At 40.3% G+C, this 11,848-nt stretch carries 8 protein-coding genes and 1 pseudogene; 7 read left to right on the plus strand and 2 right to left on the minus strand.

Annotated elements, in window-relative coordinates:
- On the minus strand, positions 1–346 hold a 346-nt coding region (locus tag THEPK_RS04055), incomplete at its 3' end, for a helix-turn-helix domain-containing protein (RefSeq protein ID WP_156882164.1).
- Positions 347–502: 156 nt separating this feature from the next.
- Here THEPK_RS04055 and THEPK_RS04060 point away from each other — a divergent pair.
- The 6 genes from THEPK_RS04060 to THEPK_RS04085 all read left to right on the plus strand — a co-directional run bounded on the left by THEPK_RS04060 (position 503) and on the right by THEPK_RS04085 (position 11,352).
- Positions 503–4,513, plus strand: a complete 4,011-nt coding sequence (locus THEPK_RS04060) for an Eco57I restriction-modification methylase domain-containing protein (protein ID WP_052315885.1) — start codon at positions 503–505, stop codon at positions 4,511–4,513.
- A 4-nt stretch (positions 4,514–4,517) separates the two neighbouring features.
- Positions 4,518–5,099: a hypothetical protein gene (locus THEPK_RS04065; protein WP_042698644.1), complete on the plus strand. Its 582-nt coding sequence runs from the start codon at positions 4,518–4,520 to the stop codon at positions 5,097–5,099.
- Positions 5,096–6,010, plus strand: a complete 915-nt coding sequence (locus THEPK_RS04070) for a DUF3800 domain-containing protein (RefSeq protein ID WP_042698647.1) — start codon at positions 5,096–5,098, stop codon at positions 6,008–6,010. The genes THEPK_RS04065 and THEPK_RS04070 overlap by 4 nt, the downstream gene beginning before the upstream one ends.
- A gap of 311 nt (positions 6,011–6,321) precedes the next feature.
- Complete coding sequence (locus THEPK_RS04075; protein WP_042698649.1) at positions 6,322–6,948, plus strand: type IV toxin-antitoxin system AbiEi family antitoxin domain-containing protein; 627 nt, start codon at positions 6,322–6,324, stop codon at positions 6,946–6,948.
- Positions 6,938–7,957 (plus strand): nucleotidyl transferase AbiEii/AbiGii toxin family protein, encoded by a 1,020-nt coding sequence (locus tag THEPK_RS04080; protein ID WP_042698653.1) that lies wholly within the window; start codon positions 6,938–6,940, stop codon positions 7,955–7,957. The genes THEPK_RS04075 and THEPK_RS04080 overlap by 11 nt, the downstream gene beginning before the upstream one ends.
- Positions 7,958–7,959: 2 nt before the next feature.
- The gene (locus THEPK_RS04085) at positions 7,960–11,352 is read left to right on the plus strand and encodes a helicase-related protein (protein ID WP_232194529.1); all 3,393 of its coding nucleotides are present in this window, start codon (positions 7,960–7,962) and stop codon (positions 11,350–11,352) included.
- Here the strand turns inward: THEPK_RS04085 and THEPK_RS04090 are convergent.
- Complete coding sequence (locus THEPK_RS04090) at positions 11,349–11,681, minus strand: DUF365 domain-containing protein (protein ID WP_042698658.1); 333 nt, start codon at positions 11,679–11,681, stop codon at positions 11,349–11,351. The genes THEPK_RS04085 and THEPK_RS04090 overlap by 4 nt on opposite strands.
- Before the next feature lie 43 nt (positions 11,682–11,724).
- On the opposite strand from THEPK_RS04090, the pseudogene THEPK_RS12985 reads away from it, so the two are divergent.
- A pseudogene (locus THEPK_RS12985) lies at positions 11,725–11,848 on the plus strand (IS982 family transposase); the annotation flags it as partial.

The raw sequence follows: 11,848 nt of genomic DNA on the forward strand, positions 1-11,848 counted from the left end.
TAACGCTTGTAATCCATACTGCTAGGATTTCTTTGCTCTCAACGTCGATTGCAGCCCAGAGAAATCTCTTCTGGCCGTTGATCTTTATCACTGTCTCGTCAATTGCGATGAAGTTTCTCTGTTTTTTGACTGCGAGGATTTTTGGCTGGTAGACTGCTTCTGCTATTTTTTGAATGGCTTCCCAGACGGTTGTGTGGCTGATTCCGAGGATTCTGGCGGTTTGCCTGTAGCTTAAGCCGTTTAGGTACAGGGTTATTGCCCTGATTTTCTTTTCTGGTGGGATTTTGTTTCGGCGAAAAGGTTTTAAGGCTGAAATTAATCGGTTGATAATGGTTTCGGCTTGCATGTTCCCCCCTTTCTTTTTCTGTGGTAGTGTCTGGGATTTAAACCTGACGCCCCACTGCTTATCCTGACAGTATCAAAAGACTGTTGAAAAAAATTATATACCATTGAGCATAAAATGAATTAGGAAGTATAATACTAACGTAGGGGGTATTCTCATATGTATCGGCTTGTTGGAGAAATTGAAAGTAATCTTAAAGAGCTTAAACCTGATATGGGAACAGAGGAAGCAATAAACTATTTTAGAAATATTTTCATTGATGCGTGGAAGTTCAATTATGTTGATGAGATCATCCCTGAGGACATGCTTAATGAATTTGTGGCACAAAACACTGATATGATTAAAATCATTGCAAAAACAAACCCGCCTGAAGGTGAGAGTTTCTACGTTGTCTACGCTAAAAGTAAAAGTGACACCATAAAATACAGACAAAGACTTGTTAAGGATCTTCTCGACTTCACGTATTCAGTTGGATTGGAATTCGCGAATTTTCTGATAATCTTGGACTACTCAAAATACTGGAAGCTTGTAGTTCCAATCTACAGGAGAGAGCTTGAAAATGCCAAGCTCAATATCTATGTAATTGACCCAGAGGAGGGAAAATTCAGGACTCTTGTGAAGAACTTGGCCAGTGTTGCTCAGGAGCTTGAAGAATTTTACAAGAAATCGAAAAAGCATCCACCGGCAATCCAAATAAAAGCCCTCATAGATGAATACATGCACGTTAGGCCTCTTACAGAGGAGTTTTTCAAGGAGTACAAAGAGTACTATTCCAAACTTAAGGACTCAATAAAAAAGCGTTACGGGAAAAAACTTGGGGAATCTTATGTTGGCGAGTTGCAAAAAGAGATATTTGTTGAAAGAGCCGCCAAGACCTTTGCTCATACATTCCTCAACAGATTAATGTTTGTCTATTTCCTTCAAAAGAAAGGATGGATTGTCGAGAAACCAGCTCTCAGGAAGGATCTACAGGAGAGTGTTGACGTCAAAAACTTCGTCAGATGGCTGTATGAGCAGTGGGTGGAGTATGGAGGGGAGTTTTACAAGGATTACCTTAGAATTTTGTTCCTTTATGCAATGAATACGCCAAGAGTGGGATATGCAAGAAGGGATATAAAGGAAATACAAGCGATTCCATCCCCAATAGTTAGGGACGTGTTCACCTACGGGATTCCCTATTTCAACGGTGGTCTGTTCAACCATGTTACAATAGAGGGCATTGATTTGGACGAGATCATAACTTCCCTTCCAGATAACGTTGTGAAAGAACTTATATTTGATTTCTTTGAAGAATACAGCTTCACAGTTACGGAAGATACTCCCTATGAAGTTGAGGTTGCTGTTGATCCAGCAATGTTAGGAAGAATTTACGAGTCACTTATAACCGCCGAAGAGCAGGCTGGAAGTGAGGAAGAGGAGAGAAGAGCATCAGGAATCTTCTACACGCCGAGGAGCGAAGTTGACTTCATGTGCAGGATGGCAATTTATGAGTATTTGAAGAAGAACACCAAAGTTGATGACGTTCTTCTAAGGGAGTTCGTGTTTACGCCGCTTCATGAATGGGAAGGAAGGTCACTACCAAGGGAACTACTCAGTGCTCTCGAGAGCGTTAAGATAGTCGATCCAGCAGCTGGAAGCGGAGCTTTTCTCGTGGGAATGTTTCATCTTTTAACGGAACTCTACGAAAAGGCTAGGGTAAAGGTAGATTATGAAAGAAAGCTCGCTATAATCAGGGAGAACATCTACGGCGTTGACATCAAAGAGTGGGCGATAAGGGTTGCCAAGCTCAGGCTTTGGCTGGCATTGATTGAAAAGGAAGAAGAGAGTCCAAACGAACCAATTTTACCAAATCTCGAGACGAAGTTAGCAGTTGGCGATTCACTTGTGCCTCCTCACTTTGTTCTTAGAATAAATGGGAAGAAAAGGATAATCGAAATACCCCTTGCCAAATTTAGAGAGAGTCTCAAGCTCCTTTGGGCTAAAAAGGGTGCGGGTGAAGCAATAGTCCATTACAAAGATCTAGTGAGAAAGTACTTCATGGGTGAAAAAATTGATGGAAAGCCTGTGAAATTAAAAGATATCGAGGAAGCTAAATGGGGAGCTCTTCAGGAGTTCCTAGAGACAGCACTTGAAGAAGATTTAAAGGCCAAGGAGAAGAAGGAAATAAAGCTGCTCTTAGAAGCGGTATCAAAGCAGGATTACTCGGCTCTGGAAAAACCACCATTCATCTGGGAACTTGATTTTCCCGATGTGATGCTCGAAAAGAAGGGCTTTGACATAGTAATAGCAAATCCGCCCTACGTGAGGCAGGAAAAGATTTATCCAGAGTATTACGACTTGGCAGAGTTTCAGATGCTTCCAAAGAAAGAACAGGATAGATTAAAGAAGGAATACAAGGAGAAGATAATCGAGCATATGAAGACAATAATCAAAGAGAAGTTTGAGCACGAGATGAAGCTGAACAAGAGGAGCGATTTATATGTTTATTTCTTCATCCAAGGTGTCAACCTGCTCAACCCCAAAGGAGCTCTAGTGTTCATTACCTCCAACTCATGGCTTGATGTTGATTATGGAACATCTCTGCAGGAGTTCTTCCTGAGGTTCACGAACTTGAAGAGGATTATTGACTACACGACAAGGTCTTTTGAGCAGGCCGATGTAAATACCGTAATCACCGTGCTAACTAGAAAACCCAAAGAGCTGTTTAACACCGTTGATGAGGGTTGTGTGAACTTTGTCCTCCTAAAGAGGAGCTTTGATGAACTGAGCCGTGAAATAATAGAAAAGATGCTCGAATGTTATGCCGGAAAAGTTAAGGAAGTCGAAGTCTTCGGAGGAAAAGTATACTCCTACGAGGACGATGACATCAGGGTGAGGAGCGTCAAAGCTGTAGAGCTCGCAAAGATGGGCGGGCTTGAGATCGGTACGAGGAATCCCCTTCTGGGGACTTACAACATTTCTGGAGAATACGAGGGCATGAAGTGGGGAGGAATATTAATCAGGGCGCCGAGGATATTCTACGTGATTCTGGATAAAGGTAAGAATAAGTTAGTGAGGCTGGGGAACATTGCAGATGTAAGATTTGGTATTAAAACAGGAGCAAACGAGTTCTTTTATTTGACGCCAATAACAACGCCCAAAGATCTTGAAAAGGCACTCAAAAAAGCTAGATCCAAACTAGACAGTCTAAAGAAAAAGAAAAATCGGTCGCCAGAGGAAGACAAACTTATTTCTGAACTTGAACACATAATTGAGTCTGCCAGCAGAGGGAGTTGCCCAGTGTGCGGTAGAAATCATCAGGGAGATAATAATTATCAATGGGTGTACAGTGATTCTGGATGGATTGGATACCTTGAAAGAAGTCTGCTAAAGCCCGTAGTTAAGACCTTGAAAGAAGTAGAGTCTGTTATTGTAAAAGAAGAGCTTTTGAATAACTTAGCGTTTATTTGTCCTTATTCAAAAGATAACCTTATATCTCGGGGATTCATTCATGCTTTGAATTATATTGAGTGGGGAGAGCTAAACAAATATCATACTCGACCAACATGCAAAAGTAGGAAACCTTGGTGGAATCTTGGAGTTAGAACTGGAGCTCCAATATTAGTTTCTGAGAAAGTTGGAGAAAGGTATATTGTGGCATTAAACCCGAAGTTATTTTTAGAGGACAAACTGTTCTATGGAGTTATTCCACTTTCATTCAAAGGCGAAGAAGTTGATGAGTATACACTGCTATTAGCTGCTATTCTAAACAGTGCAATTCCTCATTTGAGTATGGAAATCGAGAGTAGACAATTGACAGGAGCCCAAGCCATTGCTGATGTTGATGTCCAAAGTTGGAAACGGGTTATTTTGGTAAATCCGGAGAGTATACCTAGGGATAAGGCCAAACAAATAATTCATCATTTCACTGAGCTTTCAAAAAGAAAAATTGAGTCAATATTCATAGAAGTAGGATTACCTAAACTCAAAAGTGACATCTCAAATGCTGAGGAAGTTGACCCCTCAAAAATAACAGAGAAGAAAATCAAATCTGATAGGTTTGAACTAAATAAGGCTATATTTGAAAGTATTGGTTTGTCTGGAACAGAAGTTACTGAGGCTTATAGGGAGCTCGCTACTATTGTTAAACTCCGACTGGTGAAGGCGAAGACGTTTTCGAAGGGGAGGTAAGCCGATGGATGCCTTTCAATTTCTCCCCTACACCATCGGCGTCCTGAACAAGATATGGAAAAAGATCAAGTTGAAAAAGCTCAGAGAAGCTCTGATTGCACGGGGACAGCCGTTCTTTGATGACCTGGAATCCGCGATTCTGAAGTTTTTCAGAGATTATTCGCATGCCCTCAGTGATTACGCTGTTTATTCATACATCTTAGATCCCGAAAATCCCGACAAAAAAGCCAGGGAAATCGTGGATACCCTCAAGAATGACTATGAAGACCTGCTAAACGCCACTAAAAACCTTGTTCTTTTCTTCGTTGCCCACAAAGAGGAGTTTGAAAAGCTGTTAGAACCTGAAGACTGGCTTCTGTTAAAAGAAGTCATGGTTGCCTTTGAAGGGGATAAGCCGGGCTGGGACTTTCTTTATCATGTTTCAAAATCGGTGGAATTGACTCAAAGCGAAAAGCAGGTACAATTCGAAATTACTCTAAACAGGCTTTTGGAGGAATTTAACAAACAGACTGGAGCAGATCGGCTTATGAAGCGGATCATGAAAGACCTCCGAAAGAGGGCCCATGAAGACGACGGAGAGGATTGACAAAATACAAAGGTGGAGGTCTTAAAATGCCAGCGCCTCCTCAAATGACTCTATTCGGAGACGTGTTCGACGACAGGCGAATAAACGTTTATCACGATGAAAGCGAGATAAAGAAGAAAGGGTATTTGCTAATAGGCCTCGTGTATATGCCTCAGCATAAGCTCAACTATGTGTATGAGACTCTTCACAAAGTTAGGGACAAATATGAATATTATGGTGAAATTCATTTCAGAAAGTTAAATGGAAAACCAAATCACCCAAAATCTCTAAAAGAAAAAGTAGCAATTGAATGGATGGACAAGTACTTAGATACCCTTCACAGGAACGTTAAGTTCAGTGCTCTTATTGTAGACCAGAAAAGCCCGAGCTTTATGCGAGGAAATTTCAAGGAAAACTTCCACATTTACAACAGATTTACTGCACTAGCCATAAAAGCAGGGATAAAAAAGTTCTATTCAAACTATCCAGAAATAACACTTAAAATTTACTCAGATAGCAAGGACAGAAAGACATCTCCTACGGGAGAGCTACTCGATAACTTTGATAAATATGTGCCTTTTCGAGTTTGGATGGACTCCATACTTGAAAAATTGAACAGAAGGATTGCTATTCCCAAGATTCGGTTTGAGAAAGATCCCCTGGTGCTAGTTAATTCATCAGAGAAATCACCGGACGGAGAATTAATTCAACTGACCGATCTGCTTTTAGGAAGTCTTAAACAAGTTATTGAACCGTCTAAAAAACCAACAAAGCTTGAACTTGGGAAGAAAATGTTTAACATTCTTTATGCAGATAAAGATCTGTCCCCAAACTGGAAATACATAAAAACTAGTGTTCAACTATGGCGATTCCCTGATGAAGATGGTAGACCAACAAATGACTTTCCAGTGGGGATTCTTAAGTATTTTTAGCCATTCATTATCCGGAGAAAAGGCTTTAACCCCACCTCCGAACTCATCGTGATACACCACACCCTCAGAATGAAGCGGCGCTACAGGCGATCCTTCAAAAAAGCAGCCAGACATGCCCTTAAAGAGTTCTCTCAGAAGTTCAACGAATGCCGTTTTGGAAGTTAGAAACCCTCCAAAAGGGGTCTCGGGGTTGTGTATTTTAACATAACTCTCCTAGTGATGTCCCCTCACTAGTGGTCACCCCTTCACTTAGAGTCCAATTTGAATAACAACCACTAATTTTTTATAGGTTGTTATTCAAAATTAACATCATGAGACCGATCACCCAGATACTCCTCGCTGAATTTGGGGGCAAAGTTATAACCCGGGAAGAACTCGAAAAACTCTCCGCTTATTTAAAAGTAGATGACGTTGACTACCTCGTGAATTACCTCATCCAATATGGCTATCTTATAAGGATTCTGAGGGGACTTTATTATGTTAAAACGCCAGTCGAGTTTTCTCTTAAAAGTTCACCCTCCATCTACAAGCTTCTTTTACTGGGAATGAGCAAAATAACGAAGAACTGGTACTTTGGCCTGTTCACGGCATTGGTTTTGAATGGGTTAACCCACGAACACTATACGACAATTTTCATAATTAACGATAAGATAGCGAGGACAAAAATTATTCACGTGAATGGGATACCAGTCAGGATAATCAGAACCAGAAAGGAGCTTTTTGACTTCGGAATACTCAGAAAAAACGGGATAAAAGTTTCCGATTTAGAAAAGACACTCTTAGATTTCCTTTACTTTGGGAGCTATGGAACGGTTTCACGAGAACTTGCCTTAAAAATCTGGATAGAGTATAGAGATAGTGCAAACTGGGAAAAGTTGAAGAGGTACTTGGGTAAATATCCAAAGTCTCTTGCAAAGGTGGTTGGAGATGCCAAATAATGAAATTCTGTTCAAAATCAAAGAAAACGAAAGAAAAAGCTTCGCTAACTTTGTTTCAAGGAAAACAGGCATTAAAAACATAGACTTAGTTGAGTGGGATTACATCATCCACACCCTCCTCAAGGAACTTGAAAAAGATCCCTATTTTAGGGAAAACTACATCTTTAAAGGCGGGACGTGCTTGGTTAAATGTCATTTGGGTTATTACCGCTTTAGTAGAGATCTAGACTTTGCATACAGAAACAGTGGGGAACTTCAGGAGATGTCAAGAAGCAAACTCAAGAAATTCCTGAGTGAAGAGACAGGGAGAATAGCCGAAACCCTAAACTGTGTTGCGAAAGACCTTGGATTGGAGTTCTACTACAGAGACCACAACGACTTTAACAACAACCGCTACTTCAGTTTTTTGATAGGGCCTGGATGGTTTAGAGAAATAATCGCCTATTCTCCAGCAGGAGAGAAAATAAAGTTGGAGTTCAACTATGCTGAAAGGTTCGCTTTTAGACCAAGAACTGTCAAAGCACACACTCTTCTCTCATGGAAGAAATCAAAACTGGAGGTTAGAGATTACGAAAAATACGCTGAGTTTCTTGGAAACTATTATCCCCTTAAACTCCTAGCGTACCAAGATAAGGAGATCTTAACTGAAAAAGTCCGTGCCATCCTAACGAGGAGAGAGTTTAAACTTCGGGATCTGTATGACCTTTACAAGCTCTATCAAGTTAAGGGTCTAAAGCTCAAAAAGTACAAAAAACAAATAGGCATGAAAATAGAAAATTATCTCAGCATGAGTAACAATGCCCGTGAGAACTTTTTAAAAGCTATCCAAGAGCTTAGACGGGAGGATTACTCGCATACACTCAGATCAGAAATTGAGAAGGACATCATTCTAATCGTTGAAGAGTTTGAAAAGGATAAGTTCCTTAAGTTTGTAGAGTCCCTCAGGAGAGAACTGTTGGAATTCATTGAATCAGGTGCATTCGGACATCTCATCGAGAGGAGGGAATAAAAGTGTCCGCGATTAGTCTTTTGAACAAATACGGACTTGTTGATAACCAGAAAGTAACCCTCCTTGATGTTTTGAGAGAGGTATTAACCTCTGGCAATTACAAACAAATAGATGCTGCAGTCGGCTTTCTCTTCATAAGCGGGCTAAAAGAAATTCAGCAGGAACTCGATAAGTTTTTCTCTCAAGGAGGGAGAATGAGGATAGTAATTGGAAACCAAACTGACAGAGAGACTTATGAACAGCTCAGCATGGCTTACCACTCTCTTGAAACACTGAGGGAACTCAAGGAGAAGAATCAAAGAACTAAGCCCGATCTCGATGAGCAAGCGGAAGACTTAGAAAAGAACACAAACTTCATGGAGCAAACTGAGGAGAATGAGAGGTTCCTCAACAAACTCGTCTCATGGCTTGAAAACGGAAGCATCGAGATTAAAGTGTATGTCAAGGAGTTCATGCATGCAAAAGCATATCTCTTCTATCCAAAAAGTGAGTCAATTTCCCCAATTGGCCTTGTTGGGTCAAGTAACTTCACACTTGCTGGATTTTATGGAAACACTGAGCTGAACGCGGGGCTGTTTGCAACCCACTTTGAGAGTCTAAAACAGTGGTACGAGTGGCTGTGGGAAGAAGCAGAACCGTTCAATCCAAAGTTAATTGAGGTCATCAATAGAAGCTGGTCTGGCCAGAAACCAGGAAGTTTTCCCTCTCCATATGAGGTTCTCATAAGGGGTCTCTATGAGCTCTACAGGGATATTATTGAAAAAGATACTGGATTTTTGCTCAGAAGCCTCTATGATGTCCTTTATGATTTCCAGCTGGATGCTGTCAAAAGGGGTATTTCAATAGTGAACAAGTATGGAGGAGTCTTGATAAGCGATGTCGTTGGCCTGGGAAAAAGTTTTATAGGTTTGGCAATACTGGAACACTTCTCACTTCTGGACTTGCTTAATGGAAAATCCAACAAAGTTGCAGTAATCGCTCCCCCAGAACTCGTTAGCTACTGGGAAGAGTTGCTTAAAAACTACAACATAGAGGGAAGAGTGTTCTCTTCAGGACTGCTACCGAGAAAAGAAACGTCTCCAGAAAAGTACACCGAAATGGAGAACTACATTAAAAATCAAGTAAATACAGTTTTGGTTGATGAGTCTCACCATTATGCAAATCCACAGATAAAATCCTACAAGAATCTCCAAGAGCTCCTTCTTGGAAAAAGGGCAATACTCTTAACAGCTACCCCGTATAGAAAGCAGTACCGCGATATTATCAATCAAATTCGCCTCTTCAGACCCGAAAGAAAGCATCCCTTCCCGATAACACCTCAGACGTGGGACGATTTAGTCAGGGCTATTGAAAAGGGCGAAGTGGACCCATCCTATGTCCTTAGGGAGATTATGATAAGGAGAACAAGACATGATATCTTGAAGCTCTATGGGGGAAAAGAGAATTGTATCAGAGTCAAAAACAAGAAGTTGTGCTTCCCAGAGAGAAGACTGAAAGTTCTTGAATACAAGATTTCTGAAATTTATCCCTTAGAAAAAGTTCCTAAAGAGCTTGTGGAAGAAATTTCAGAAGGCTCAACAATCCAACCAGTTGACATCTATACCTTATTTTTAGCGGGCATAAATTCAATGAAGTATGCAAGGTTTGCCCTTCATGATTACGTTAAGCCACAGTTTAAAGACAAAAACCCATACTCTGACTTATCTACCGTTGGGAGGAATTTGAGGGGATTAGAAAGAATACTCTACCTAAAACGTCTTGAAAGTTCCTGGTACTCAATGTACCAGACTCTCAAGAGAGACATTATCAAAACAGAGAACTTTTTGAAGTTTGTGAAGCATGGATTTATTGCTGCTGGTGAAGAGTTCAGCGATGTTCTGCTGGGCAAAATTAATGGTAAAGAACCCCACATCCTAAGTGACGAAGAAATAAGAGAGTTTATTGAAAATTACACGAAAACGACGGAGCCAGAATACAAAGCAGGAGCTTTTGATATAAAACGACTGATATCAGATTTAGAGTACGATTTAAAGAAGCTCAAAGCTATGGAAGAGGTGTTAAGACCTCTTAAAGAAGATCTTGAAAAAAAGCCTTGGAAAGATCCAAAATTGTCAAAACTAGCATCACTGATAGATGATCTAACGAGGTATCAAAAAAGAAAAATTTTAATCTTCAGCGAATTCGAAGAAACTGTTCAGTGGATTTATACCGGATTGGACAAACTTGGCTACACCAAAAATCACAAAATTGAAATGGTCAGCTCCAATACAAAAGGAATAGTGGACAAGATTAGGCGTTTTGCCCCCAAGTCCAATAATTATGAAACCGAGGACGAAATTGACATATTGATTTCCACAGATGTCCTCAGCGAAGGTCTGAACCTTCAGGATGCAAATGTTGTTGTTAATTACGATTTACATTGGACTCCGATAAAGCTAATCCAAAGGATTGGTAGAGTTGACAGAATTGGAACTGAGTATGATGAGATACTGGTTTATAACTTCTTCCCAGAAAAGGGACTAGAAGAAAATCTTGGTCTGCTTGAAAAGGTTAGGAGAAGAATAACTGAATTCAACAATGCGTTGGGTGCAGACGGTAAGATTCTTGAGGAAAGCGAAGAATGGAATCCTTCAGCAATTGAAGCAATTTATAGGGGACAGATTGAGGCTCTTGAAAGCACCACAGACATTTTTTCGGTAACGACATTAGCTGAAAAACTCGTTAGAGAATTTAAAGAGAATAACAGAGAGCGCTTTGAAGAGCTAACAAGAAGATACTCAATGAGAAGTGTTGCTAGATACAAAGGTAATGACTACTATGCCTTTTTTGTGTGCAGTGACGGCGTTATCTCCCAGTATTTCATTTACAAAAGGCATGAGGACACCTGGATCCAGCAGAACATTTCCTTGGAGGAGCTCCTAGAACTCACGAAACTAAATGAAAAGACAGAGCCGTTCAACGAATTTAAGGAGATGCATGTATACTATGAAGCTGCGGAAAGAGTTCTACAGGATTTCGAAGAGCTTAGGATAATTAAGGAAAGCAGCTTAACCTTCAAAAAACTAACGAAACATCCTCCAAATGTGAAAAAGATACTCGGAAAGCTGTACAACAGGATGATTAAGAGTAAAAAAGAGTCTGAAAGAGAATACCTCGGAAAACTAATAGATTTGGTTAAGTGGGGTTATGCAAATCACGAGTTGTTTGCAAGGGCGCTCAGAGAGATAAACCCGAATATGGGTGTCGAAAAGATTATATCAGCTTGTGAAAGATTAATTCAAAAGTATAGAATCCCGGCAAGAAAAGAAGAACTAGAAGCAAAGAAAAGAGAACTAGGCACTAAAGGAGTTAAGCCACATATTGTTGCTGGTATTCTCTTTGCTCCAGAGATCTAAAATTGGCTTTGGATTTCTTGATATTCTTTTTCTTTCACATACCTTCCCGAAACTGCGATAAATCGTTTTGGTTTCACAACCTTCGGATACTTTTTAACGTTCCTTAAAACTATTGCCATCCACGGTCTCTGCCTTTTTCCCTTTGTTTTCCATCGTTCAGAAGTTTTAACATACTCTTTGAACTCTTTCTCAGTTAAGAAAATTCTATCTCCATATTTCTCTAAGATCTTCGCTGGACTCTCAAAGAACTCAACCTCTCCAATTTCTGCTTCGCCATAAAATCCTTGATCTTCCCTTGAGGCATAGAATATTATTACCCTAGTTCCCATTAGATCGTTAGAGTTATAAGCACTTAAGTCTTTTGATTGATTGGTGGTTGTATTGAGCTTTCAGAGGAGAATCCTGATCATAAAATCCGAAATCTATCCGATAATCAGCAACACTACCCGAAAACACTCACAGGGAAATAATCAGCCTCTACGACCTAATAACCTTC

Origin of the sequence: Thermococcus sp. PK (assembly GCF_000430485.1) — an archaeon.
In the GTDB taxonomy this organism is placed as follows: domain Archaea; phylum Methanobacteriota_B; class Thermococci; order Thermococcales; family Thermococcaceae; genus Thermococcus_A; species Thermococcus_A bergensis.

Bases quoted from the DNA above. Each gene is read 5' to 3' on its own strand.
- THEPK_RS04080 (WP_042698653.1), top strand. From the start codon at position 6,938: ATGCCAAATAATGAAATTCTGTTCAAAATCAAAGAAAACGAAAGAAAA.
- THEPK_RS04090 (WP_042698658.1), bottom strand. From the start codon at position 11,681: ATGGGAACTAGGGTAATAATATTCTATGCCTCAAGGGAAGATCAAGGA.
- THEPK_RS04060 (WP_052315885.1), top strand. From the start codon at position 503: ATGTATCGGCTTGTTGGAGAAATTGAAAGTAATCTTAAAGAGCTTAAA.
- THEPK_RS04075 (WP_042698649.1), top strand. From the start codon at position 6,322: ATGAGACCGATCACCCAGATACTCCTCGCTGAATTTGGGGGCAAAGTT.
- THEPK_RS04065 (WP_042698644.1), top strand. From the start codon at position 4,518: ATGGATGCCTTTCAATTTCTCCCCTACACCATCGGCGTCCTGAACAAG.